14 protein-coding genes are annotated in these 26429 nt (G+C 47.2%); 8 read left to right on the top strand and 6 right to left on the bottom strand.

Annotation, left to right across the window (positions count from 1 at the left end; genetic code table 11):
* Positions 1-326: 326 nt before the first annotated feature.
* Entirely contained in the window at positions 327-1751 is a 1425-nt protein-coding gene (locus tag QUB25_RS12940; protein WP_333183639.1) for a diguanylate cyclase domain-containing protein, read from the top strand.
* A gap of 23 nt (positions 1752-1774) precedes the next feature.
* Positions 1775-2128, top strand: coding sequence for an EAL domain-containing protein (locus tag QUB25_RS12935; RefSeq protein WP_333183638.1), 354 nt, complete (start codon positions 1775-1777; stop codon positions 2126-2128).
* Positions 2129-2240: 112 nt separating this feature from the next.
* Here QUB25_RS12935 and QUB25_RS12930 read toward each other — a convergent pair whose 3' ends face one another.
* Entirely contained in the window at positions 2241-7388 is a 5148-nt protein-coding gene (locus QUB25_RS12930; RefSeq protein WP_333183637.1) for a CHAT domain-containing protein, read from the bottom strand.
* A gap of 205 nt (positions 7389-7593) precedes the next feature.
* Between QUB25_RS12930 and coaE the strand changes: the two genes are divergently transcribed.
* Together coaE and patX are read left to right on the top strand one after the other, a co-directional pair.
* A complete protein-coding gene (gene coaE / locus QUB25_RS12925; protein ID WP_333183636.1) occupies positions 7594-8325 on the top strand; it encodes a dephospho-CoA kinase in 732 nt (243 codons plus the stop codon).
* 839 nt (positions 8326-9164) lie between these two features.
* Positions 9165-9371, top strand: a complete 207-nt coding sequence (gene patX / locus QUB25_RS12920; RefSeq protein ID WP_333034972.1) for a heterocyst-inhibiting protein PatX — start codon at positions 9165-9167, stop codon at positions 9369-9371.
* A gap of 307 nt (positions 9372-9678) precedes the next feature.
* On the opposite strand, the gene QUB25_RS12915 is transcribed toward patX, so the two are convergent.
* Complete coding sequence (locus tag QUB25_RS12915; RefSeq protein ID WP_333034970.1) at positions 9679-11085, bottom strand: TldD/PmbA family protein; 1407 nt, start codon at positions 11083-11085, stop codon at positions 9679-9681.
* Between the two features lie 268 nt (positions 11086-11353).
* Here QUB25_RS12915 and QUB25_RS12910 point away from each other — a divergent pair, with 268 nt between their 5' ends.
* A complete protein-coding gene (locus tag QUB25_RS12910; RefSeq protein WP_333183635.1) occupies positions 11354-12970 on the top strand; it encodes a HAMP domain-containing sensor histidine kinase in 1617 nt (538 codons plus the stop codon).
* Between the two features lie 145 nt (positions 12971-13115).
* Here the strand turns inward: QUB25_RS12910 and QUB25_RS12905 are convergent, their stop codons facing one another.
* The 3 genes from QUB25_RS12905 to QUB25_RS12895 all read right to left on the bottom strand — a co-directional run bounded on the left by QUB25_RS12905 (position 13116) and on the right by QUB25_RS12895 (position 20866).
* On the bottom strand, positions 13116-18668 hold the full coding sequence (locus tag QUB25_RS12905; protein WP_333183634.1) for an AAA family ATPase: 5553 nt from the start codon (positions 18666-18668) through the stop codon (positions 13116-13118).
* 169 nt (positions 18669-18837) lie between these two features.
* Entirely contained in the window at positions 18838-20361 is a 1524-nt protein-coding gene (locus QUB25_RS12900; protein WP_333183633.1) for a UDP-N-acetylmuramoyl-L-alanyl-D-glutamate--2,6-diaminopimelate ligase, read from the bottom strand.
* A 199-nt stretch (positions 20362-20560) separates the two neighbouring features.
* On the bottom strand, positions 20561-20866 hold the full coding sequence (locus QUB25_RS12895) for a glutaredoxin family protein (RefSeq protein WP_333183677.1): 306 nt from the start codon (positions 20864-20866) through the stop codon (positions 20561-20563).
* A gap of 351 nt (positions 20867-21217) precedes the next feature.
* Between QUB25_RS12895 and QUB25_RS12890 the strand changes: the two genes are divergently transcribed.
* Both QUB25_RS12890 and QUB25_RS12885 read left to right on the top strand, forming a co-directional pair.
* Positions 21218-22495, top strand: coding sequence for an ATP-dependent DNA ligase (locus QUB25_RS12890; protein ID WP_333183632.1), 1278 nt, complete (start codon positions 21218-21220; stop codon positions 22493-22495).
* 89 nt (positions 22496-22584) lie between these two features.
* A complete protein-coding gene (locus tag QUB25_RS12885) occupies positions 22585-23160 on the top strand; it encodes a Uma2 family endonuclease (RefSeq protein ID WP_333183631.1) in 576 nt (191 codons plus the stop codon).
* A gap of 236 nt (positions 23161-23396) precedes the next feature.
* On the opposite strand, the gene QUB25_RS12880 is transcribed toward QUB25_RS12885, so the two are convergent.
* Positions 23397-25250, bottom strand: a complete 1854-nt coding sequence (locus QUB25_RS12880; protein ID WP_333183676.1) for an ABC transporter ATP-binding protein — start codon at positions 25248-25250, stop codon at positions 23397-23399.
* Between the two features lie 858 nt (positions 25251-26108).
* Here QUB25_RS12880 and QUB25_RS12875 point away from each other — a divergent pair.
* On the top strand, positions 26109-26264 hold the full coding sequence (locus QUB25_RS12875) for a hypothetical protein (protein ID WP_333183630.1): 156 nt from the start codon (positions 26109-26111) through the stop codon (positions 26262-26264).
* Positions 26265-26429 lie beyond the last annotated feature (165 nt).

Below are 26429 nucleotides of genomic sequence, written 5' to 3'. Positions count from 1 at the left end.
TGAGTACGGAGATGTCAAATTGCCAACCCAGCAGCACGAGACATCCGATCGCAATGACGAGTAGACTTGCCCTTTAAGAAATGTGCTTGTTCATAAATCGGCTGCTTGGGTTGCAAAAATCTTCTCCTCATGTTACCCGAAACGAAGAAGGGCAACCACGGGGGGATTATTCCTACCTCAACAAGTCAGATATTGTAGGGGCTGTGCCAGCGTGCCACTCCTAGAACTCTGCGATCGCAGGACTTCTTTCTGCGTAAAGTGAGTTTATAACCTAATAATTCAACTATACTCTTATTCATAGGCTTATAGTCCTCTGGCAATAAACTATGGAAAGGAGTAGGATTATCGAGAGAACTAGCGATAGAGTTAGCGATCCAGCTACCAACTACCGAGGCAATATTTTAATTGTTGACGATCTGCCTGATAACCTGCGTCTTCTGGGCCGTACTTTGAGCGCACATGGTTATAAAGTTCGCAGTGTCACAACAGGTGAAATGGCGATCAGAGCCGCCCAATCGCCATGGACGGAACTAATTTTACTAGACATTAAATTGCCCGATTTGGATGGCTATGAAGTTTGTAAACAATTAAAATCTGACGAGCAAACCACAGGCATTCCGATAATTTTTTTAAGTGTTCTCAATGCAACTTTCAATAAGGTTCAGGGGCTTGCTGTTGGTGGCGTAGATTATATTGCTAAGCCGTTTCAAGTCGAAGAAGTATTAGCTCGTGTCGAAACTCACCTAACCATGCGACGGTTGCAACAAAGCCTCCAAGAGCAGAATTTACGTCTCTTGAGAGAAATCGAAGAACGCCAACGTCTCGAAGCGTCCCTCTTTGCCGAAAAAGAACTCGCTCAAGTGACTCTCCAATCAATTGGTGATGCAGTTATTACTACCAATGCTCAAGGTAATGTGCGATTTTTCAATCCTATCGCTGAGCAACTGACAGGCTGGAAGGCTCATGAGGCTCAGGGACTACCCCTGTCTACAGTCTTTGAAATTGTCAATGAAGTAACGCGAAAGCCAGTAGAGAATCCGATCGACAAGGCTCTGTTGGAGAAGCGAATTGTGGGGTTAGCTAACCATACTATACTGATTGCGCGCGATGGGAGGGAGTATGCCATTGAGAACTCAGCAGCACCAATTCGAGACTGCCAAGGTCAAATTATCGGGGCAGTCATCGTCTTTCATGATGTTACCGAATCGCGCAATCTTGCTCGTCAACTCTCTTGGGAAGCCAGTCACGATGCTCTGACTGGTTTAATCAACCGTCGAGGATTTGAGCAGCGACTAATAGAGGCGATCGCCTCTATTAAAGATAGCAATCAGCGGCACGCTCTCTGTTATTTAGATTTAGATAAGTTCAAAGTCGTTAACGATACCGCAGGTCATTGTGCTGGCGATGAGCTACTGCGCCAAATCACTACACTTTTACAAAATGGAGTCCGCGCTAATGACACATTGGCTCGGTTGGGAGGTGACGAATTTGGTCTTTTGCTTAATAAGTGTCCCCTCTCTAAAGCAGCTCAGATTGCGGAAAACCTCAAAGATATAGTGCATCAGTTTCGGTTTATTTGGGATAGCAAAACCTTTATCATCGGGGTCAGTATTGGAGTTGTTGCCATTAACCAAGCCAGCCAAGATTTGATGGAGGTTATGGGGGCGGCTGATGCAGCTTGTTATGCTGCCAAAGGCAAAGGTCGCAACTGTGTTCATGTTTATCGTCTAGATGATGGCGAACTAATATAATTAGACCATGTGGTGAGAGGCAGTTGATTTCCAAAATCACCCGTGCGTTAGAAACCAATCGTTTTTGTCTCTACTTCCAAAAGATTGGCTCTATTACCTCTAATCAATCATTAGAGCCTTATGAAATTTTGTTGACAATGCTTGACCAAAACGGAGAAAGCGTTGCTCCCAATGAGTTTATTCTCACCGCCGAGTGTTATGGCTTGATAACAAAGAGCGATTGTTGTTGGGTAATCGAAACTTTTTTATCGAATTATCATAATTTATCTGGACTAAAAGTTTGTAGTAAAGACTTGTATACAATCAATATTTCTGGCGCTAGCAGTCGATTTTTTTTTCAGTTTTCTTGTTCCATTTTATCCCGTTTTCGATGTTGAGGTCGCGGTTTCTAGTGTGAGTTACCGCACTTTTTTAGGTATTCCCATCCTCCGAGTTTTGCGACTTGTTCTCTCCCGGTTTTTTAGGCAATCGCACGCTGTTCCTTCAGAATTACCACGGCGAACCGATCATGGTAAAAGCCGCCCAATAATAAGGATGCGAGAAATTTCGATCGCCCCTGGCGGTCAACTCTGACGGCAAAGGCAGAGCTTGATTGTTGCCCGATCGCACCAAATAACCATCTTGCAACCGCACTTCTCCCCGCAGCATCGCCAACTGCGCTTGCCGCAAAGCCTCAGCCTTAATCGGCGCTGTACGCAACTCCTGGTAAAACTCAGTCATCAGCCCCAAAGTAGCGACATCGCTGACATACCACAAACTCGCCAAAGCGGATTTTACCCCCGCGTGTACCGCCAACCCCGCGAACCCCAACTCAGCTTGTTCGTCTCCCACTGCCGTAGTACACGCACTCAAAACCAACAACTCCACCTGCGGGTTAGATAGCTTCAACTGCTCCAACTGATTCAACCGCAACTTAGTATCCCAAAACTGAATGTAAGAATTTTCCGCTCCCCCAGGCTGAAAATCCCCGTGAGTAGCTAAATGAATAATTTTGTATTGCGGTTGATTGCGCTTGTTCTTCAAATTTGCCAAAGTAAAAGCTTCATTGAGAAAAGACGAACCCGGCCAAATCTTGCCGACAATTGTCGATATTTCCAGCGGCACCGCAGGTAAAGGATTTTGATCGTATTTGGCAGGAAAATTCGACGCACCCATCGCTAACACTTCAGAACCCTTAACATCGGCATAGCGAGTATCAGTTAAACTCAAACTCGGAATCAGCCCCAAACTGTACTTTTCTACCAAAAACTGCTTGCCGTCGTAAAGAGCAGCCAAAGGCAAAGTTCGCAAACCGGCATCCATCGAAAACACCAAGGTGTCAATCTTGTTAGCCTCCAATTCCGGTTGCAGCGGTGCAATTAACCACTGGTAAAGTTTCTCGGCAGGTTCCTTGTAATTAGCAGCATTCAATCTCCTAGGAGTTCTGATAGCATTAGTGAATTCTTTAGCAACTTGCAGCACTGTCTCGCGGCTTGCAGGCACGCTTTTAAAAACATTTTTCCCGTCTGGCAATAACAACACAAGTTCTAAATGTTTTTCTTTCGCCCAAACGTAAAGGATCGCGGGTTTAACCCCTGTCAACCGATTGACGCTGCTGAGAGTATCTCGAATACTTTGCTGTGTGACTGACTTTTCAGTGAGATTACCCCCAAAGTAACGTTCAAATTCCCGGCCCTGAGTTCTATCCCTTTGCTGCACTGCGTCGATCGGACTTATTTGCGCGATCGAACTCGATCGAGAAATCTCAGGAACCCTCACATTCCCGACACTTTCTGCACTCACCGCACTCGCAGGCTTCTGTGGAGTTGTTGCCACGCTGCCGTTTTCTGTCGTCGCAGGCGCGCCCAAATTGTCTGTTAACACCGACGGCGACAGCAGTACCGGGCCGGCAGCAGTCTCGTTCGACCCCGCCTCAACAGACGCAGCAGCAGGTTCTGGCGAGACATTTGTGGTACTGCCCTTTGGCACCGACGCTGCGGGAGGGAGACTCACCTGAGTCACAATTTGTTGAGAATTGTCTGTAGTTTTCAGTTCCACACTGGTAGTTGGTGCCGGACTCGCCACGATCGCCAGCGGCCCGATCGCAGTTGAGGAGGTGGCAGTGTTCGACTTTGAGTTTCCCGTCCCAACAGTCGCCGCCGTGCAGGTTCCCGACGGGCAAGTGCTTTGCAGCAGCGTCTGTGAACCCGATTGAGCCAGCCCGTCTGTAGAAATGCTGACCTGGGCGCCCTCAGCAGCCGTTCCTGTTCCCGCAGCCCGAAATGCTCCCCCAGCTTCGATTGCCACATCGCCGCCGATATTGCCACGAGCTTTGATCGAAACAACTTCAATATCTTTGTTCCCGGTAATTTGGCTCGAACCGGCACTTCCCGATTGCGAACTCGAGTTGATCACCCCTGTAACGATCCGGCCCGGCGCCGCAATCGAAATATCTCCCCCGCTTCTGGCACCAAAAGCATCGATGTTGCCGGTTTCTACCGCACCGGCGCTGCGAATAGTGATAGGGCCCGCCACCCCGGAAGTTGAGCGAGATGAAACCGTACCAGCAGTCAACTTGCCTTGACTGCTAGTGATGTTAATCCCCGCAGTCGAGGTAACGTCTCCGACGGCTACAGTACCCCCCATCAGAGAGATCGTGGCGTTATCAGTGCCGACGATCGCACCCGTTCCGACGATCGCGCCTGCGCCATTGGGCGATCGAATCGTCGTCGGATCTTGAAATGTCACCGCCACTGGCGTTGAATTTGGCGTTGAATTTGGAGTTTCAGAAGGAATCGAAATCACACCGCTACCGTCAGAACGTCCGATCGCGATCGAAGCAAACCCATTCCGAAAAGTGTTCAATTCTGCAGCAGTCAAGTTCAGAGCTTCTGTATCGCCAGAACCTTGAATTATAATATTTTGACTGGGATCAGCCGGTTGCAACACCAGATTGCCGTTGCTGGCGATCGAATTTTTGTCACCCGTCAAGTCAATATCGTTGCCAGTTAAAGTGATATTTCCCGGTGTTTTCGAGCCGCCAGCTTCGATCGCCCCCGCAGTGACTCCCTTGGGCCCCGTCAGCGTCACATTCCCCGCGAGATCGCCCCTTGTGTCAATCGCCCCGGCAGTCACCGTCCCGTGTGCGGTAACACTAACATCTCCCGCCGAATTGCCTGTATCTTCGGAAGAATTGACAGAAGTGTTGATGGTGCGAGAAGTTCCAGTAAGTAGCCGACCGGTTGTGACATTGCCTGCGGTGCTGACAATGCGAATTTCCTGATTGTGGGTAGTGATATTTCCGGTACGGATATTGCCGTCACCTTTGATAGTAATTGAGGCATTGTCTGCCCCTGTCAGGGAATTTGTGGTAGTGATTGTTCCCAAACCCGCTGGCGATTGAATTATTAGCGGATCGTAAAATGTGAAATCGTTGGCAATCAGAATTGAACCGATACCGTTGGTGCGGCCGATCGTAATTCCAGCAAACCCATTTTCCAAACTTCCGAGGTCGCTTGCCGTCAGATTCAAATAAATATTAGTACCGACATCTCCAGAACCGCCGATCGCAATATTTTGACCGGGACTCCAAGGTTGCAGTACCAAAAAGCCAGTACCGCTGACTGAATTTTTGTCGCCTTGCAAATTAATTTCATCACCAGTCAAAGTAATGTTTCCCGAACCCCCTGCGATCGAGCTCACTCCCAGAACATTCTGAGCCGTCACAGTTACATTGCCCGTCGCTTCCCGACCGCTGGCATCAAGTTTTTGGGCCGTCACGTTCAGGCCGTCGAGCACAATATTCCCGCTGCTGCCGGTGCTGGGATTGGATGAAGAAATGTTGTTTGCAACAGTCGAACCCGGACTAATTAAACTAATATTTCCGCCGTTACTCGACAAATTGCCCGCAGTAATTTGACTTCCCGAAATGGCTATCGCACCGCCCGCCGTGCTAATTGTATCTCCAGAATTCATCGAAAAAACACCCGCACCATTGCGATCGGCATCTGCTCTCAATGTTACCGAACCAGTAGTTGCTTGAAAGCTCAACTGATTGTCCGCCAAATCAGCAATTGTAATATCGTTGAGCGCTTCGAGAACCACATTTGCAGTCGCCGACATACTTTCCAAAGCTGTAGCCGAAATTGTCAGCGAAGGCTCAGAATTGTTTGGCTGTGGTGATGGCGTTCCTGTTGCCAAAATATTATTGTTGGCAATAATTTCCGCATCGCCCGCACCTTGTAGGGAATCTGTAATTAAAATATTGTCTGGATCTAACAGCAAAGTCCCCAAACCGTTTGTCCCAGACGTATCGACAGTACCGTTAAAAATCAATCTTTGCTTGCCCGAAACTTCCACAAACCCCCCAACACCTGCGGTGGTTGTTGCAGAAACGCCATTTGCGCTGATGCTGCCCAAAAATGCTGTTGTGTTGTCAGCCCAGACCACAATTCTACCGCCGTTGCCTGATTCAGTTGCGTTGGCGGCGATCGAACTTTTGCCATCCACGTAAGTCATCCTGGCATTCGGCACAGTTCCCTCGCCTCGGTAATCTCCCCCGATCCGCACCGTTCCGCCGCCGTCGGGCCCCGAAGCTTCAATCTTCGCTCCCAACAGCCCTACCTTGTCGCCCAACACGTTGACGCTTCCTCCCTGGCCCCCCGTAGCAGACACGTCCGCAGAACCCGCTACCAGCGCAGTTCCAGCACCTCCTGACACTGTTTGACCGCCTGTGAGCACAACTTCACCTTGAGCGTTCGTAGTTATACCCGTAGCGTGAGCCACGCCGGGACCCGACAGCAGCCCTGGTAAACTCTGGGGAGAGAAGGGAACCGCTTCCGAACCCGACACTCCGGCTGCTGGAGAAACTTCTAAACTCAGCAAAAGTCCGTTTTGACTGAACCGCACCAGATTTTCGCCCGGGACAGCCGCCACTGTAATTTGACCGCCCGGGGCTGAAAGTTGCCCTGTACTGATCACCGTGCCGCCTAGCAAAGTCAAATTTTGCCCGGTTCCGACAGCCAAGTTACCGGCATTGACAATACTCGCGGGCTGCGAGCCAAAAACAAAAGCATTCGGCGCTCCGACTAGGGCCGCGAAGTCGTTCGCCCCTGTACCGTTGAACCAGCCGTTGTCAAAACCGATACCGCTAGCGGTGGTAGCCAAAAAAGACCCGGATACATCGAGTCGGGCATTTGCTCCGAAGATAATGCCTGCGGGATTCATCAGCAACAAATTAGAATTGCCGCCACTAACTTGAATTAGACCGTTAATTAAGGAAGCGTCGCCCCCGACAACACGGCCGAGGATATTTTTAACGGCTGGGTTGGAGATGAAATTGGCAGTTTCGCCAGAATTAAGACCGAACCGAGTAAAACTGTGGAACAAATTGGCTCCGTCTCTGGAGGTAGTGCCGCCTTTAATGTCGTAGCGAGGAGGCGACCCTGTACCTGGGGCGGTGACAGTGGTTCCGGTGCCGTCTGGGGCTGGAGTAATAGATTGTGCCGCAGCAATTTGAGATTGGGGATAAATTGCCACGAGTACCCATCCGTTTCTGTTTTCTTTGAGGAAAACCAGGTTGGGGAAAAAATCTACTATCAAAAATCCAGCAAGGGGAATTGCTGCCAGAATCGACCGCACAGCACGTTGAGCATTCATAAGTTTGCCTCGGTCTAGACCTTAATTCGAGTTTAAAATTGAGATTTTAGGTAAAAAAGAGTCGATCGCACCCCAATCCTGACACTTCCTAACGCGAACTCTCGATCGCAAATCTTAAAATTTAAGTCTAAATTTGATTGTGTCACCAACATAGCAAAGACTGACAGTAAGTGTCGAAACACAGGAAGTTTAAACAGAGAAAATTATGAGCGATCGAATTGTCCGTCTGATCGGTTTAACTGGGGGCATCGCCACCGGTAAAACCGCTATATCTAATTATCTTGCAGATGCCTGTGGATTTCCGATTTTAGATGCCGATATTTACGCCCGCGAAGCTGTGAACCCCGGTTCGCCAATACTTGACTCTATTGTAAAACGATACGGCGCCGGTATTTTGCTCCCGGACGGCAATTTAAATCGGCCCGAGTTGGGAAGTATTATTTTTTGTAACCCAGACGAGCGGCAGTGGTTGGAACAACAGATTCACCCTTACGTGCGCCGCCGATTAGTTGAGGAAACTCAAAGCTACATTGCTGCATCGAGTTTGGTATCCCAAAGCACACAGGATTTAAGTACAAAGACTCAAGAAACCGGCTTTTTTAACCAAAAGCTAGAACGAAGTATTGTTGAAAAAAAACCCGGTTTCTGCGCGCCGGCTGACACGTTGACTTTGGTTTTGGTAGTGCCGCTGCTGTTTGAAGCTAACATGACTGACTTGTGTACCGAAATTTGGGTAGTGTACTGTTCACCCGAAGTGCAGTTAGAACGACTAATGCAGCGAGACGGCTTGAGTTACGATCGAGCTAAGGCCCGCATTAATGCCCAGTTGCCGCTAGCTCAAAAGTGTCAACAAGCTGATGTTATTTTGGACAACTCGTCAACGCTCGACTCGCTATTCCTGGAGGTAGATGTGCAAGTCAGTCGCTTTGAGATTTGATATGTGAGATTGACTCCGCGATAGCGGTTTTAAAACCAGGTTTTTTTAATCCCTGCGCGCCAGTTAGTCGCTTTGAGAGGTGAGATTTGAGATTGAATCCACGATTTTGTGAAGGGGCTTTTTTCTCCAACCGCTTTCGACTCCTCCTTCAAAGTGGCGCGTAAGCCCTCTTGTCACCAAGCAAGATCAGAAAAGTCAGAAAAAATCACAAAAAATAAAAAGTTCACAATTTATTTGAAAATATAATAGCAACCATTTATGAAGTTAATGTAAAAAATTAGGCATTGCCCACTTTAAGGAATCTCATTCACCAAGATATTTATATCTAACGTGCTGATGGCGTGGCTGGGTACTCTCCTGTTGTGTCTTTAATCCCCGGGTTGCCGCTTCACCTCAATAAATTATCAAGTTAATCATAAAAGTAGTAAAACTTTACAATTGGCGGTTTTTGTTTCTTTCTTGGAAGACTGTTTCAAAAGGATTCCTGGGGCGATACCCTTTTAGATTTGAGATTTGAGATTTGAGATTTGAGATTTGAGATTTGAGATTTGGGAATGATTTATAGCTACCAGGGTGGGGAAGACGGGCATAGAAGAGTAGTATTCTTTTTTTGAACATGGTCTTGAATTCTGCTGGTTGCCAGCCAGTAGCAGATAACTAGAAATTACCCGCGAACAAGCGAGCTAAAGGATGGATTTCACCAGCTTTTAACCAAAACTCAAAAAAATTGCAGGTGTCCTCACTTAGTAATTGATGACTTCGCCACAATTATTTTTTTTATCCTGATAGCAGAGTACAGACTCCGTATCAAGAAGGAGAAAATACAAACACCAAAATTTATGATGCGCGTTTACTCTTCCATCCTGATGTCAAGCCTGTTACTGAGTGCTGGCGCAGTTAATGCTCAAAGCTTAGAAACTCGATCGACCTTTTTTGCTCGAGACAACTCTGCTCCCGAAATTTTAACCGCCGTAGCCGACACTCAGACCTTTTACGATAAAGAGCCAGATAATAATACGCCACCAGGACGAGGCCAGGGGAGATAAAGCCGAAAAAAGCGATAATTGCAGGGAATTAGGGGGAGAATGGGACAATATAAAATTGAGAGAAGAAGAGAAAAATTGAAAATTTCGAGCCATTAATTGGGGACTTACGTACTGCGTAGCAAAAAACCGATTTTTCAGCGGTATTTGACGACTCAATGCATAATTGTTCGCTATTGGGGTTTTTTTGCCCAATATCGTCAAAATATCAGACACCACAAACGGGCGCGAAATGTTGCCCTCAAAAAATAAAGGTAAAGCGCGAGTAGGAATCTGGCGCTTTACCTTTATTTTTTAAACTTGTGCAGCTTTAATCTTCTTCCGCAGCTTCGCCACCAACAACGACATCGCGAATCCGCAAACTCGGGCCGCCGCAGCCCACGGGCAAACCGCTTTGTCCTGCCTTGCCGCAGCCGCCGGATTCATCCCAGTAGAAATCGTCGCCGATCGCCTCAATATCGGCTAAAGTGCTGAAAACATTACCCGAAAGAGTAACATCCCGCACCGGATTGTCCAGTTTTCCGTCGCGGATCATCCAAGCTTCGCCGGCACTGAAAGTAAACATCTCGCCGTTAGTCATGCCGCCTTGCCAATTGCGCGCATAAACTCCTTCTTTGATACCAGAAAATAAGTCAGCAACTGGCGTGTCACCCCGTTCGATCCAAGTATTCGTCATGCGGACGATCGGCGGATAATGATAATTCAAACAGCGAGCATTGCCAGTAGGCGTTTCTCCCAATTTGCCCGCCGTTTCCCGCGAGTGCAGCCGCCCGACTAAAGCGCCGTCTTTAATTAACTGAGTAGTAGTCGCGGGAGTGCCTTCATCGTCGTAGACATAGCTGCCCCGGTGTCCCTCTGGCGCTGCACCGTCGAAAATTTGCAAGTTTTTGGGGCCGAACTGGCGGCCGAGGGTCATAATTTCCAAAATGTCGGGATTTTCGTAGGCCATGTCGGCTTCGGAAAGGTGCCCGAAGGCTTCGTGGACGAATAATCCGGTCAAAATCGGGTCGATGACGACGGTGTAGGTGTTGCCTTGGACGGGGGGTAAGGCTAGGGAATCTACGGCTCTCTGGGCGGCGCTGCGAACTTGAACATCGAGATCGGTTAAGTCTTCGTAAGCTTTGCGGGAACCGGTGGTTTCGCGGCCAGTTTGTACGGTTTCCCCGCTGCGGGCTGTGGCGGCAAAGCGCATTTCCATGTCTGCCCAACCTTGTTCGAGCATGGTGCCTTCGGAGGTGGCGAGGATGATGCGCTGGGTGCTGTCGCCGTAGCGCACGGAGATTGTGGCGATGCGGGGGTCAATGCTGCGGAGGATGGCCGCGTAGCGATCGCACAATTGCTTTTTGTCAATTAGGGGAACCAGACGGGGGTCGGTTCCTGTCAGCGGCAGCAAGCAAATGTCTTGTACTGGGGTGACAGGCGCCAGGATCGTTTCTTCTTCGCCGATCAGTTTTGCCGCGGCGATGGCTTCTTCGATTCTTTCGGCGAGGGTGGAAAGTCGGTTAAAACTGGCAAAGCCCCAGCCGCCTTTGTGACAAGCTCTGACTTGGCCGCCAATTGAGACTCCTTCGCTGAGGGTTTCAATTTTTTCGCCCCGCAGCAGGATGTCGGTGCCTTCGGCTTCTTCCAGTCGAATTGCCAGATAATCGACTTGGTGACGGTAGCGTGCCATTAAGTCGGACAGCAGATTTTTCGAGTCGGCGATCGAGGTGGGCATAAGGAAAGCACGGTGTTTAACTTACTTCATTTTGCACTTTTGTTAGGGCGATCGTGCAAAATATCGCCCCAAGCGCGGAGATTGCGACTTATTGGTACGGTTCTGCCAATATCGTTAGTTAACAAATGTGGATATCCTGTGAGTTAGGAGGAAGGCGCAAGAAATTATGCGGGATTTTTTAATCGTGCTGGTGCTTGACTCCTAACTCCTGAACTTTCCTATACATAAATACTTCACCCTTCATGCCTCCGAAGGTGGGTTTATAACTGTGAATACTTACTTTTTACCGACAATAAGCGAAATTTTAGCCTCCGAAGGCCAAGAAAATGACCTGAGTCTCTTTGATGCTAAGTTGGCGGGAGGAAACAACCGCCATCGGTGTCCTGTAAGCCGTGGGGCTTCTCGACTGAAAGCTGAACAGGAATGGTACGGGGCGATCGCAGCTTTGAATCAAATGCTCGATCGGCAAAAAGCAGGACAAAAAACAGATGCCGATCGAGCAAATTGTCGATCGACAATCCCCAATTCCTCTCAGGGATTGGTTTTGTCTGGCCCGTCTTCGGTTTTGACTGACCCCGCTTTGGCTTCGGGCTTTGCCAATTGGATTTTTACCAGTCTTCCCGACAACGATGCAGCTTTGTGGTCTTTTCGGGCTAGACAAACTTTAGCTTTAATGCCGGCGGCTGATGTGCAAACATCAGTGCCTGCGGCGGCCCCGGCTTTGGCTTTGGCAAGTGGCGATCCTTTGGCGCACGAGCAGTTTTGTTTGGTTTTAACTCCTAGTTTTAGCTTGGTGATGGTTTTGGGTGAAAATTCAGCGGGAATTCCGGCTTTTCTATTTTCTTTCGATCCGCAAGTAGTCGCCAAAGCTTGGGAGGTTTTGCGGCGCAGGGTGACAGAAAGCGAATGTTTGCTTGCCAATTCTGACGGCAGCTTCAATTTACCAGTTAGCCAATTAACTAATAATTCTAGTAAATTAGACGCCCTGTTCCAGCAGTTTTTGCCTGTGGCACCCAATTATCAAACAGTAATGCAGTTCAGCCGCTTGCTGTTGCATAATTTGCCGATTGGGAAAGATGAAGCAGGCAGGATAAAGGATGAAAGAATTGATGATGGTTTGAACCATAGACATCACAAGTTATCGGCTACAGATATCAACTGCAAATCTCCAATTCCTCTGGCTACTAAAGAGGTGGAATTGCTACAGGCGATCGCCCACGAAGTCCGCACTCCTTTGGCTACTATTCGCACGCTGACTCGGCTGCTGCTGAAACGTCCCAAACTCGACCCGGTTGTGGTCAAGCGTTTGGAAATGATTGATGCTGAGTGTACCGCTCAGATCGATCGCTTCGGTTTAATTTTCCGCGCCGTGGAATTGGAAATGTCGCAAGCTAAAAATTCGGGCGTGCAGCTAACAGCAATGTCCCTCGGTGAAGTGCTACAAAATAGCATTCCCCGCTGGCAAAAACAGGCGGCTGTGCGAAACCACACTTTGGAAGTTATTGTGCCGAAAAAGTTGCCGGCGGTAGTCAGCGATCCGACGATGCTGGATCAGGTTTTAACTAATTTGATTGAGAATTTTACTCGAACTTTGCCCTCTGGGAGTCGCATTCAGGTGGAGGTGACTTTGGCGGGCGATCAGTTAAAGTTGCAGTTGGAATCGGAACACCTACCTGAAGGTAATGTCGCATCGACTTTTGCAGCTAAGGGGAATGCTCCTTTGCGATCGATCGGGCCTTTGTTGATGGTGCAGCCGGAGACGGGAAGTTTGAGTTTAAATTTGAGCGTGACTAAGAATTTATTTCGGGCTGCTGGCGGGAAGTTGGTAATTCGCCAGCGGCCCCAAAAGGGCGAGGTGATGACGGTATTTTTGCCCCTGCAATAGTCAGTTGTCAGTTGTTGGTTGTCCTATCAATTCCGGTTGCATCGGAATGATTTAACCGCAGAGAACGCAGAGAACGCAGAGGAAGAGAAGAGAGAGCTCATTAATATCGGTCAACAACGGACAACTAACAACGGACAACTAACCTTTAATCAATTAAAATCTCAATGACAAACTCCGTTCCTTCTCCAGGTGTAGAAAAACAACTCAGTTTGCCGCCGTGTTTTTCTTCTATAATTTGACGCGCGATCGCCAGACCCAACCCAGTTCCTTTGCCCACATCTTTAGTGGTAAAGAGATGGTCGAAGATACGATTTTTCACATCTTCTGACATTCCTTTTCCGTTATCGGCGATGGAAATTTTTACCTTTTCACTTTCTACTTTTGTCTGAATAGTGATGTGATTGGGGTGCGCGTGAATTTCGGCAAAACTCCGTCCTTGATTCGATTCTTCTAAGGCATCGATCGCATTTGCTAACAAATTCATAAATACCTGGTTTAATTGTCCCAAATAACATTTTACGTTGGGAATCTTGCCGTACTCTTTAATGATTTTGATTTCAGGATGCTTGTCGTTCGCTTTCAGGCGATGGCGTAAAATCATCAAAGTGCTATTGAGGCCTTCGTGGATATTGGCTTCAACTTTATGGGCCGTATCGGCGCGAGAGAAAGTGCGGAGGGAGGTGCTGATGCTTTTGATGCGCTCGCATCCTATTTTCATGGAACTCAACATTTTGGGTAAATCTTCTACTAGATAATCTAAATCTATTTCCTCTGCTTTTTTAATCAATTCTGTTTCGGATGGAGGAAACTTTTCTTGATAGAGGCGCAAATAATCAATTAAGTCTTGGACTCCCGCATGAGCTTCATTAATGTTCCCGGCAATGAAACCAACGGGGTTGTTGATTTCATGGGCCACCCCTGCCACTAAATTACCTAATGCTGACATCTTTTCACTTTGGATCATTTGCATCTGAGTTTGCTGAAGTTCATTCAAAGTCTGCTGCACTTGGTGATAGAGGCGGGCATTCTCCAGAGCGATCGCCGCTTGACTAGAGAGAAAATTCAGCACTAGGAGGCGATCGCGACTAAACACCCCACTGGTTATCCGATTTTCTAGATACAAAATGCCGACCAAATTCCCCTGATTTAGAATTGGCAAACCCAGCAAACTCTCTGGTTGGTGGTGCTCTAAATAATCGTCAATCACAGGCAGATCAGTTTTGGCGTGATCGATGACAACTGCTGCTAGGGTGTTTTTGACATACTGGATTAATTTAACAGGAACGGTGGGATTATTCTCTAGGGGTTCTCTTTGCAGGCTAATGTGTTCCCAGGTAGCTATTGCCCGCACTTGCCATTGTTGATCTTGGCAGAGCATCAGTGCACAGCGATCGGCTCCCGAGTTTTGTAACATGGTTTGGGTCACAATTTGCAGCAACTCCTCCAGGTCGATCGTGCTGGAGATCATTTGGGAGATTTGCAGCAGGGTCGTAAAATCTAGAGCATGGTTGATGGAGGTGCTTGAGGTAGTGGGATGGGTGGTCGAATGAATTGAGTAGGTGGGATTGGTGAGGGTGGATAGGGTTTCTAAAATAGTGAAGGGTTCGGCGGACTGTTGTAAGATGGGGCGCAGCAGATGGGGATAACGTTTTTCTAAGTCATCGGTTTTGGCTTTTGCTCCCCAGCGGGCGTAACAATAGTAGGCTTCCTGCATATAGCCGGCAGCGACTTTTTCTTTGCCCCAAGCGAGGTAGAATTTAGCGGCGAGTTCGTAGGCGAGAGCTTCCTCGTTGAGGAATTCGTTTTCTTTAGCGAGTTGAATAGCGCGATCGTACAACTCAGCAGCCTGCCAGTTTTGTTCCGCAACACGAGCCATCTCCGCCTCTAAAAGCAGAAATTTGGACAGACAGTTTTCAGGACAGTTCTCTGCCCACCTTTTCAGTTGTTGGCGATTATTCTGAACAACTTCTTGATAATCTTTTGGGTGTTTTTCCGGTGCTTGCCCATAAAGTTGCAATACACTCAAAGACTGATAAAAACAATGCAGGACACGTTGAAATTGTCCATAAAGTGTATTAGAAAACTCTGCCGCAGCTACTAACATTTCATAAGCTTTAGCATACTCACCATAGGTAAAAAACAAAAAGGCTTTAGCGAAATAGTAAGTGCTACTGCCATAGCCATAGCCAATTTCATTGAATGTTGCTAGGGCGGACTCTTCATCAAATGTTTCAGAGCTAAGGCTATACTTCCCTATCGTTAGCCCTTGCAAATTCTCTAGGAGCTTGCACTGAAGAATTAGGGCAAATGCTGTCGTAATCTCCGTCCGTTCTGCAAAGCTGATGTACTTTTCATGTCGAGCCAGCAAACTGTGAATATCGCTGGATACGATCGCCTGCTGCCAGAAACTGAACAGAGCACTGTGATGGCACCAAGAAAAATCGCCTACCTCCATTGCCCCCTGATAAGCAGCTTGTTGCAGAACAAGATTAGAACTGACGTGCTTGCGCCAATGGTTGATAAAGTTGCCAAACGACATATAAATTTTGCCATTTAGGGTGGTGTTATGAAATTTTTCATTCACCTTTAACCCTAAAAGTCCAAACTCATAGCCCAATTCATAGTCTTGAAAGCGTTGGCAGAGAATTGTGCCATACCAAACATAAACAAAACCCGCCACGTTGGTATTCCCGTATTCCAAACAGAGATTGGTCATGTGTAAAACAACCAACACTAACAACTCCTGATTAGTTAGGTAAGTGGGCGGTACCATGTTCATTAGCAGTTTGATCAGCATTTGGCGTTCTTCATCGACAATGAGTGGTGCGTCGATAAGTCCTGCAACTGCGCGCTGATTTAAGGTTTTTTTAACTTCCAGAGCCAGCCCTTCTAACTCTGCTTCATTGGGCATAATCGCCAGTTTTAAGCCTAACAGTTTTAGCCCTTCAATTCCTACATGAATCGCCTTTTGATACAGAGCCTTATTTTGATAATGAGTTAGCTGAATAGCAATTATTTTGGCTCGGTCAAGACTAGAAATGGCATAACTAAATGCGATATCAATAAGATTTTCAGCCTGCTCAAAATTTCCTGCCAAAAATTCAGCCTCAAGGCTTTCTAAATACATCGTAAATGTTAATTTATAAGCAGACTTCCATTTATTACTTGGTAGAAAATTTAAGCCGAAAGCGAGATATTTGGTCGCCGATTCATAAGCAGTTGAGAGTTTGGCTCTCTGCCCTGCAAAGAGGCTAATTTTAGCAAGCTTGGTTCGTTCTTCTTGCTGCGTTATTAGCTCCGAGCCAATGATAAAATGATTGATAATATCGAACACTTCTTCTCCTCTTTCAAGCTCGGAGAAATTCGGAAGAAGTAACTGTCCTATTTTGAGATGGGTGGCTTGCTTTTGGTCATCAGGAATTAATGAATAAGCAGCTTGCTGAACCCGATCGTGAAGAAATTTGTAGTGAGGTAATTGAGCGGCAGTATTTGGCAAGTTGGGGGTGCTTTTTCCCTCTTCTTTCCCTATATAAAACTTGTAAATTTCACTGGTTGGTAAGATGAATCCTTCTTGCAAAGATTTCCACAAATCTGCAGCAGTTTCTTCCGGCGACTTCTCGCTGACTACCGCCAATGTATTCAAATCAAACTGCGCTCCAATGCACGCAGCCAACTTCAGCACATCCTGAGTTTCTGGCGGCAACTTCTGTAATTGCACCGCCATAAACTCCACTACATCATCGGTGATAGTTAGGGCTTTGACTTTGGCGATATCGCACTGCCACCCCCCTGTTACGCCCCTGTGTCCTCCCCTGATAAGGGGGGATGTTACCCCTTTCTCTCCGCCCTGGGAAAGGGGGGTGGGGTCAAACGTAATCAGCCCATCTTCCTGTAGCGCCCTGAGAAATTGCGTGGCAAAAAATGGATTGCCTTTGGTTTTTTGATAAACTAACTCGGTTAATGGCTGAGCAAGAAGGATCTCGCACGAGAGAGTATCTGCTATCAAATCATTAATATCGACTTGACTCAGAGGTTCCAAGGTAATAGTATTTACCGTTACTTGGGATTTTTCCATCTCTGCTACTGCCAACATAAATGGATGAGCCGGAGAGACTTCGTTATCTCGATATGCCCCAATTACCAGCAAATTCTGACTATCTTTTTCACTCATCAACACTTGCAAAAGCTTCAGGGATGCTGAATCTGACCATTGCAAATCATCCAAAAAAATCACTAAGGGATGTTCTTTTGTGGCAAAAACAGAGATAAATTTTTGAAATAGTAAATTGAAACGATTTTCGGCGGCACTTCCCGAAAGTTCCGAGACAGGCTGTTGTTTGCCAATAATTCGTTCCAATTCAGGAATTACTTCTACAATAACTTGACCGTTTTCGCCAAGAGCATTCATAATTTTCCTTTGCCATCGTTCTAGCTGAGCGTCGCTTTCTGAGAGTAATTGCTCCATCAAATCTCGGAAGGCTTGCACAAAAGCACTAAAGGGAATGTTACGTTGAAATTGGTCGTATTTGCCTTTGATAAAATAACCGCGCTGGCGAACTATGGGTTTGTGAATTTCGTTGACTACAGCGGTTTTCCCAATGCCGGAAAATCCGGCTACTAGCATCATTTCGCTGCGGGATAAGTTCAAGTCACGCCAGTCCTCCTTAATCAAGGCAAGGTCTTCTTTTAGATCGTTTCTATCGATCCCAGGCTGTTCTGGGGGACGAGATTTAGAGGGGTTTGCTACTCGCTCGAATGCGGCTAATAATGCAGCGACTTCGGTTGCTCGTCCGTAGAGTTTTTCTGGTATGATAAAGCGATCGCAAAAATCTCGGCGCCCAATGGCAAAACTCTCAATTTTACCTGTCTCATTGAGTTGTTGCCAACAAGTTTTTAAATCTGCTTTTAGCCCTAATGCACTCTGATAGCGACATTCGGCATTTTTGGCCATTAATTTGCTGACCATCTCCGAGAGAACAAGGGGTATTTCGGGATTAATTTCACGTACAGATGGCGGGTGCTGGGCAATATGGCAGTGGATCAATTCCATCGCATCGCTGGATTGAAATGGCAATTTTCCTGTCAGTAACTCGTAAAAAGTTACACCTAATGAATAAAAATCTGTGCGGTAGTCAAGGCCACGATTCATCCTTCCTGTTTGTTCGGGAGATAGATAGCTGAGTGTTCCTTCAATTACGTTGGGACTCATCAACATTTGAGTTTCTCGCGGCAGCAAAGATGCAATACTAAAGTCAATTAGTTTGACTTGTTTAGTCTCAGGATTTATTAAAATATTGGCGGGTTTAATGTCTTTGTGAATGATGCGGTGGCGGTAAAGTATATCTAATGTATTGCTTAGGTCGATCGCAATTTGGAAAAAATCAACCAGAGATTGCACGGTTTTTCCTTTCCCCGTCCATTCCTTCAGAGAAATTCCCCCGAAGTCTTCCACAATCAGGGCATAGCCGTTGCGGTAGGGTTCCAAGCTGTAGGTTTGGATGATTCCGGGCAAATTCAGGTTTTTGGCGATCGTGTATTGATTGCGAAAATGCAAGAGTTCGCTGAAGCTGGGATACTCGTTTCGCAAGACTTTGATGGCCACCGGTTTTTTGTCGCAGAGGCGAGTTCCGCGATAAACTAGGGTGCGAGTGCCTGAATAAATTCGAGCGAGAATTTGATAGCCAGTTAGTTGTATCATAACAATAATTATTTTGCTGTTAAAATATTTTATATTACTATTATAATCTAGTGCAAATCAGATTCTAGCTTCGTATTAATACTTAAAAATACAACAAATTTCGCAGGCAGCGAACAGCTAACCGTTAACGGTTAACCGAATTCGGTTAACCGTTAACAGTTAACCGAATTCACTTAACCGAATTCATTCTGGCTTTCAAGGCATTTCGCGCTTGTTCTCGATCGTCAAAATGGACTTTTTCGGTGCCCAAAATTTGATAATCTTCGTGTCCTTTCCCTGCAATCAGCACGCCATCTCCGGGTTTAGCGTCCATAATAGCAGTGCGAATTGCAGCGGCTCGATCGCACAAAACGCTCGGCTTTACTGCGGCGGGAATTCCTGCTAAAATATCGTCCAAAATGCGATCGGGATTTTCCGTGCGCGGATTGTCGGAAGTAACAACCGCTAAATCGGCTAATTCTGCCACAATTTTACCCATGATCGGCCGCTTAGTGCGATCGCGATCGCCACCGCAGCCAAACACGCAAATCATCTGCCCCGGAATAAACGGCCGCGACGCCTTCAACAAGTTCTCCAAACTGTCGGGAGTGTGCGCGTAATCGACAATAACGCTAATATCTTGGTCGGGACTAATTTGCACCCGTTCCATCCGTCCCGGTACTCCCGAAAACTGAGATAATTTCTCCACAATCGTAGACAAATCTAAACCCAATTCTAAAACAGCACCGACAGCAGCCAACATATTTGATAAATTGAACTGACCGACTAAAGGCAAAGAAAAAGCAGTTTCACCCTTCGGAGTGTGCAGCATTCCCTTAACTCCGTTTGGCTGATACTCCAAATCAAAAGCATACAAATCTGCAGTTTTCAGAACAGTGCTGTAACTCCAAACTTGGTCAGATTTGAGGGTTTCAAATATCCGCTGCCCGTAGGGATCGTCAATATTAATTACAGCGCGGTTTGCGAGGTAATCCGAACCAAATAAAAGGGATTTAGCCTCAAAATAATCTTCCATATCACGGTGATAATCGAGATGATCTTGAGTCAAGTTTGTAAAGACAGCAACTTCAAAACTACACCCCAAAACTCGCTGCTGTGCTAATGCGTGGGAACTGACTTCCATCACCCCGTGTTTGCATCCGGCTGCTACAGCTTCTGCTAATTGCTTTTGCAGGTCAACTGCAAAAGGTGTAGTGTAAAGTGCAGTTTGTTGGAAGCCCGGCCAGCGAGTGTAAAGCGTCCCAAAAATCGCCGTCGGCCACTGCATTTCATTGAGCAAAAATTCGATTAAATGAGTGGTTGTAGTTTTGCCGTTAGTCCCGGTAACGCCGACAAGTTTTAATTTGCTAGCTGGATTTCCGTAAAAAGCAGTGGCTATTTGACCGCAAACTTGAGCCATATCCGCTGCTGCGATGACGCAGGGACCCTCTTGTCGCCCCTTGCTAAGGGTGGGTTGGGGGGGTGTCTTCTCGGCTGCTTGGGTGGAAATTATGGCGGCAACTGCACCAGATTCGATCGCACTTTGCCAAAAATCTCCCCCATCTACGCGCGTTCCCGGCATTCCCAAAAATAAATCTCCCGCCTGACAAGCGTGGGAATTAGTGGATAAACCCTTGACTTCGGCATCGAGGGCGGGATGTTTGGCGTCAAAGGAAATGCTGGGAACTGCTGCTAATAATTCTCTCAATTTCATCTGAAAAACTCCTCGCTTGAATGTCTTGAATATGACTGGCGAAACACATTGTTTGAGGCACTCTCTAGAGGTTTTTGCTGTGCGCGGTGCAAACCCTAAGTTTTTTTTATGCGCGGTGTAAAATCTCTCGGCCTAGAGTAAGCTGCACACCGAGCACCGCGAGGTCAGGATTAAAACCTGAGTTTTTGGGTAAATCGTATTATTGTGACGGATCGATTTGCAAATATTTCTGTAACATTTGCTCCAATTGGGCGACACTACAGCGGGGAGAAGGACGGGGTAACAGTTTTTCAGGGGAGAATGCAGCCTCGCCAGCAGAATTTCTTGCCTGGGGCTGCACTTTAAACAAAACTGGAACTTCGTACTGATAAGCTTGAAACCAGTCATCGCGTTCGGTAATATCTCTGACTTCGAGTTGAAACTTGAGGCTTTCAATCTGTTCGAGTTTTTCTTGCAACCCTTGGCACAAGTGGCATCCGGGTTTGCTGTACAAAATCAATCGCATCATAACAGTAAGATTAAACTCGATCTTAAATTCTCAAACCTGCGATCGCCAGTGGGCGAACTCAACGCGAGTAAGACGCAACTCACGGCTTTATTGGTCGCAATGCGCGATCGAAGTTATCTTAGCATTGGCAGCTAACAGATTACCGCGCTTGACAATCAAAACACTACAACCCCATCCCTCTCTTTCTTCTCTTCCTCTGTGCCCTCTGCGCTTCTGCGGTTAAAAAATAAATCTAGTACACAAATGAAAGAGTTAAATTTATTCACACCACCTCATTGTCAAATCAAACTTGACTAATAAATCAATGATTAGTATAATATATAAATAGCCCTACATAAAGGAGGCAGTATGGACTGCACCGAATACGCAGAAGCCAAGCGAAAAGCAGCTAAAAAAATTAGCGCCGACATTCGAGAACGCTGGAACAATCGCATCGTTACGCGAGGATTGCATTTGATGGGAGAAGCGGGGGCAGTGCAGTATTTGGCTGATTACGGGCGCGGAATTGGTACGGCAAAAGTTATTGGTTTTGCACTGTGCGCCGAGTCGGAAGGATACCCGGGAATGGGGCTCGGCTTTTGGAAAAGAGCGTTTGAATTGGAAACCGGAGAAAAGGCGCTCGCCCTCAATACCCCAAACAAATCTAGCACTAATCTTGCTCCTGCAGCAAAATCAACTACCGCTGCCAAAATAGAGACTGTTTACAATCTGATTGTTCCCGAATTACCACCGCATTTGCAGCCGGGAAGGATTGTCACGATGCAGCCAGTGGACGCGCCGAGTGAACGTTCTTATTACATCGAAAATCCCGATTATTGGGGACAGCCAAAACGCGACGGCAATCGAGTAGTGGTCATTGCGACGCCAGATAAAGTATACTACCAATCGCGAGCGACTAACCTGCGGCAACAGGCATCGGTTGAGAGCGATCGCACATTAATCGACACAGCCGCTAAAATTGGCACCTTTGTTTTAGACGGCGAACTGTATTACAAAAGCTGTACCGGCAGCGAACACCGCACGGGGGCGCAAGCTGCTACTGTTAATATTGAAAACGGTTTTCCGACTACTCAGCCTAACGCAATTTATGCTATTTTTAAAAGTTTGTTTTTCAAAGGCAAGGATTTAACTACCGTGGCAGAATCCGAACGAATTGCAGCGGGAGTTGAAGTTGGCGAAATGTTGGCGAATTTATCCCCAGGCTTTGAAGTTGTACCGACATTTCGCACCACAGCCGAAAAAATCGTCCTGGCCAATCAGCAGGAATCTGAAAATAAAGAAGGCGAAGTTTGGGTGTTGCACAACTGCCAGTATGTCGGCGGCAAAGATGTTAAGAAATATCCGATAGTGAGGACTAAATACTGTCAAGAACACGATTTGTTTATTGTGGGTTTGACGGCGACAAAAGTGGCGGGGCGGCCGTTTAGTGCCGTCAAAGTAGCGCAAGAAATTGAGGGCAAATTAGTCCCAGTAGGAACCGTGGGAACCGGGTTTAGCGGGGAGGAAATGCAGGAAATTGCCCGACTCTACGAGGCTAACCCCAAAAGTGTCAAAATTAAAGTGCGATCGCAGGGTTTGACAGAAAGTGGCAAATTATGGCACGCACGATTTCTGGAGTTTTGTTAAATTTGTAGGGAAACGGCAGTCCCGTTTCCTTCCCCAAATATGAGACTTCCAACACATAGTATCAGATAAAATCAGCGGAGGGAAAATCAATGGTTATCAGCAAAAACAATTTCTACATCTCTCCAGAAGAGTACCTAGAAGGCGAGCGAGTAAGCCCGATCAAACACGAATACAGACGCGGACACGTTTATGCAATGATGGGGGCAAAAAAGCCTCACATTATTATTGCTAGCAACTTAGTAAGGCGACTGGGAAATCACTTAGATAACACCGACTGCTTAGTTTTATCATCAGATATAAAAGTCCGACTGGAAGAGGCAAATTGCTATTACTATCCTGACGTAGCGGTGACTTGCGACGAAAGAAATACCTCAACTACTGAAGATTTCATTTTATATCCATCTTTAGTAGTTGAGGTCTTGTCGCCCTCAACGGCAGCTTTTGACAGAGGTGATAAATTTGCAGATTACCAAACTTCTCGGAGTTTGCAGGAATACGTGCTCATAACTCAATCAGAAATCAAAATAGAGTGTTTTCGCGTCAACGCTGAGGGAAATTGGGTTTCTCAGACTTACCGACAAGGAGATGAGTTAGAGTTAATGAGTATAGATTTTCGCTGCCCGATCGCACAAGTCTATCAAAAAGTCCCCGGCATGGTATTGTGATGTATGAAACAAAATTTTTAGTAGAAATCTCCTCTCGTCTGTACTTTGACAAAAACCTTAAACCTAGTTCTTAGTAAAGACTTTAGTTTTTCTGCCGAAGCTAAACGAGGGCTGAAGTCCTCATTACGAACGATGAGGACTTCAGTCCTCACTACTAACCCAAAAGATAATTTACTAGCCAGACAGGCAACAGATAGAAGCAAAAGGATAAGAAATAAGTTCGCCATGTCCTACTCCTACTCGATGCAGGGTTTATCAGTAAGCCCTATTGACCTGACTGGGTTGTAGCCCAACATTCGGTAATAGAACCCCTGCTGGGTAAGGAGTTCGGCGTGAGTGCCAGACTCCTTAATCTCGCCCTCTTGCATCACAAAAATCAGATCGCAGTCTACAGCAGTTTCGAGTCGGTGCGTGACCAAGATAATGGTTCTTTTGCGACGTAGACGTTGCAGAGTCTCTAGTACCCACTGCTCGTGCTTCAAGTCCAGCGCATTCGTGGGTTCGTCGAGGATGAGTATGGGAGCCTTAGTGACGATCGCCCGCGCAATAGCTAGCCGCTGTCGCTGTCCACCGGAGAGGTTCTGCCCGCCCTCAGCGATTAAAGTATCATACTGCTCCGGCAAGGTTTCGATGAACTCGGCTGCCCCAGATTCAACTGCAGCCTCCCGAATATCGGAGAGCAGAGCGTCCGGGCGGCCGTAGGCGATATTCTCTGCAATCGTTCCGGGGAAAAGTGGGCTGCCTTGCGAGACGATCGCCATGTGTTTGCGGACATCGGCAATCTTAAGGGTGCGGAGGTCAAAGCCGTCGAGGAGGACGCTGCCCGATGTCGGGTCGTAGAAGCGAGGCAAAAGATTGAGCAGCGTACTCTTTCCCGTCCCGCTAGGACCCAAAAACGCCACCATCTGACCCGGCTCGATACTAGCACTGATGTTCCGCAAGACGGGTTGCCCAGAGTTGTACTCGAAGCTCACGTCGGCAAGTGCTAGTGTGCGGGGATAAACGGGAAGCGATCGCGCATCAGGCTCATCTTTTATGGCAGGCGGCTCGTCAATAACAGTAAAGACGCGATCGCATGAAGCTACAAATGTCTGGATCTTAGTAGTGAACCCCAACACCCAACCTATCGGGTCCCAGAACTGCCCCAGGTACGCCATGAATACGAGCAAATCGCCGATGCTCACGCCGTTCGGCACCGGACGCAAGAACTGGTCGCGATAAACTAGGTATCCGCCGTAGCCTAAGATTACCCCGCTTCCCAGGGCAAAAACTACCTGAACCGCTAGCGGATAGAGGTTCTCTTGCCAATTGAGTCGCATGGATGCCTTGACACTGCGTTCGACCGCCTGCCCGAAGCGCCGCGACTCGGTTGCTTCTCGACCGAAGGATTGGATTAGCCCGATCGACTCTATAGCTTGCTGCATGGTTGAGGTCATCACCGCATCGGTCTGCTTCGATTCGAGGGCTCGACTTCTAATCCTTCCCTCGAAGTACCAATTCGCCAGTATTAGAAGCGGAGTAAACGAAAGCGCAAACACCGTGAGAAGGACGTGGCGCGACAGCATGATCCAGATCATCGCCGTCAGCGTCACCGATGCGGCGGTGGAACCGATGAGCGTATCGATCACCCCCCAGGGGCCGAGGCTGTCGTAGCTCAACCGATAGATTGCGTCACCCTGCGATCGGGAGCCGTGCCAGCCGAGACTCAGCGCCTGCATTTTGTCGTAGAGTTCGGTGCGAACCCGCAAGGTTCCGTTGTACTGGATGCGGTAGTTCAACATCCTACGGAGCATAAAAACGGTCTCGCTCAGGATTTTAATAATCATCGCGACGAATGCCATTCCGAAAATTCGGTTCAGTGTGCCTTCACCGAACGGAGCAAGAAACAGCGTATGAATCCAGTTGGATTTCGGAGTTGGTGACAAAACCGTATCGACTAGAATCGCTATCGGCCAGGCGTTGAGAAGGTTGAAAAGCACCGATGCTCCGATCAAAAGCAAGAGCGTGACGATCAGCCATAAGTCTTTGCGGAAGTAGGAAATAGAGCGCAGGACGATCCGCACCAACCAATGTTGGTTAATTAACGGCATCACCATTTTTGGTGAATTCTTCTGGCTCTTCAAACGTGCTTTGAATGGAAAATTCATGGATGTGCTGGATGCCTCTAAGTAAGACAATGCACCAATTAGCAAGTTTCACCCCAGTCAGAGAAGCTAGAAATTAACTTTGAGTTTTAACTCGTGTTGTCAAACAGGGCAGATGGAATGTGAGATTATTGACTGGTGCAAGATGTAAGTATAGTTTCGTTGTTTAAGCGTAGCTAGATAGAAAGCGAAAGCGCGCATACTTCCTGGTGTGATGCGTCCGCGTTGCTTTGCCGAAAACCGTCGCAAAGTTGAGATTTTCTCAACTGTTCTAGCGGAACTTCCCCCCTGTGGTCGATCGCATCCAAGCAAAAACCCCATCAGTCAGGCAATAGGGCTAACGCCCTCGCCCAATAGATAACTACAATATTAGGAAACCTTCAGTAAATCCAAAGCTCTCTGTTGCAAAGGAGCCGGCATCGTCAGCTTGTCGAAACTAACTGAAACCAGACGCAATTTAGGCTATACTCGATTTTGAGCGATTGTCGATAAATTTGTTATTAACGTCCGAAAAATGTAAAGTGGAAAACTCTCAGAAGTACATTTTGTTGAAGCTTTCCGTTTTGCGGGAGTGGATGACTTAACTGGAACAAGCACTGACCCTGAATCAGAAGCATTCAACCACTCCTCATCCTCGAACAACGACGGACGGTAATCGTTGACACATATGCCCTTCTAAGTAATAAGCTAACACACATAAAAACAGGTGTGCAAGTACCACCATTCGTTGTATCGTTCGCAACAACACCCACAGCATCACTAATAGGGGAAACACTACCCACATAACCAACACAGGAAACTCCATTGCCAACTGCAACACCACCGGAGCCGGAAGCATTAGCATCAGAACCAGTTTCCATTCAATCAAAGGAGCCTAGCCTGATGAGCAAGCTGCAAGCAGTGGATAAAGAAGCGACAATTAGGTTTACGGTGGATATGTCCGTCGGGAGAGTACCGTAAACTGTCGATATTGGCAGCCAGGACGAGGCGCAAGAAAGTTGAGCATAGTGCGGGTGGGTAGTGCCAAAGATGTAATGATAGGAAAGTAGGTGCGATTCGTTTAGTCGAAACCCGAAAAGGGGGGATGACTAGCAGCGGTGGGGTAAATCCTATAGGGTTGGAGTT

The organism is Microcoleus sp. B3-D7, from assembly GCF_036705305.1.
Taxonomy (GTDB): Bacteria; Cyanobacteriota; Cyanobacteriia; order Cyanobacteriales; family Microcoleaceae; genus Microcoleus.
This window is presented reverse-complemented; position numbering and strand designations above follow the sequence as displayed.

Excerpts from the sequence above, each read along its gene's own strand:
- QUB25_RS12905 (WP_333183634.1), bottom strand. The coding sequence starts at position 18,668 with ATGATACAACTAACTGGCTATCAAATTCTCGCTCGAATTTATTCAGGC.
- patX (WP_333034972.1), top strand. The coding sequence starts at position 9,165 with ATGATGCGCGTTTACTCTTCCATCCTGATGTCAAGCCTGTTACTGAGT.
- QUB25_RS12885 (WP_333183631.1), top strand. The coding sequence starts at position 22,585 with ATGGTTATCAGCAAAAACAATTTCTACATCTCTCCAGAAGAGTACCTA.
- QUB25_RS12890 (WP_333183632.1), top strand. The coding sequence starts at position 21,218 with ATGGACTGCACCGAATACGCAGAAGCCAAGCGAAAAGCAGCTAAAAAA.
- QUB25_RS12915 (WP_333034970.1), bottom strand. The coding sequence starts at position 11,085 with ATGCCCACCTCGATCGCCGACTCGAAAAATCTGCTGTCCGACTTAATG.
- QUB25_RS12940 (WP_333183639.1), top strand. The coding sequence starts at position 327 with ATGGAAAGGAGTAGGATTATCGAGAGAACTAGCGATAGAGTTAGCGAT.
- coaE (WP_333183636.1), top strand. The coding sequence starts at position 7,594 with ATGAGCGATCGAATTGTCCGTCTGATCGGTTTAACTGGGGGCATCGCC.
- QUB25_RS12895 (WP_333183677.1), bottom strand. The coding sequence starts at position 20,866 with ATGCGATTGATTTTGTACAGCAAACCCGGATGCCACTTGTGCCAAGGG.
- QUB25_RS12900 (WP_333183633.1), bottom strand. The coding sequence starts at position 20,361 with ATGAAATTGAGAGAATTATTAGCAGCAGTTCCCAGCATTTCCTTTGAC.
- QUB25_RS12930 (WP_333183637.1), bottom strand. The coding sequence starts at position 7,388 with ATGAATGCTCAACGTGCTGTGCGGTCGATTCTGGCAGCAATTCCCCTT.
- QUB25_RS12880 (WP_333183676.1), bottom strand. The coding sequence starts at position 25,250 with ATGCCGTTAATTAACCAACATTGGTTGGTGCGGATCGTCCTGCGCTCT.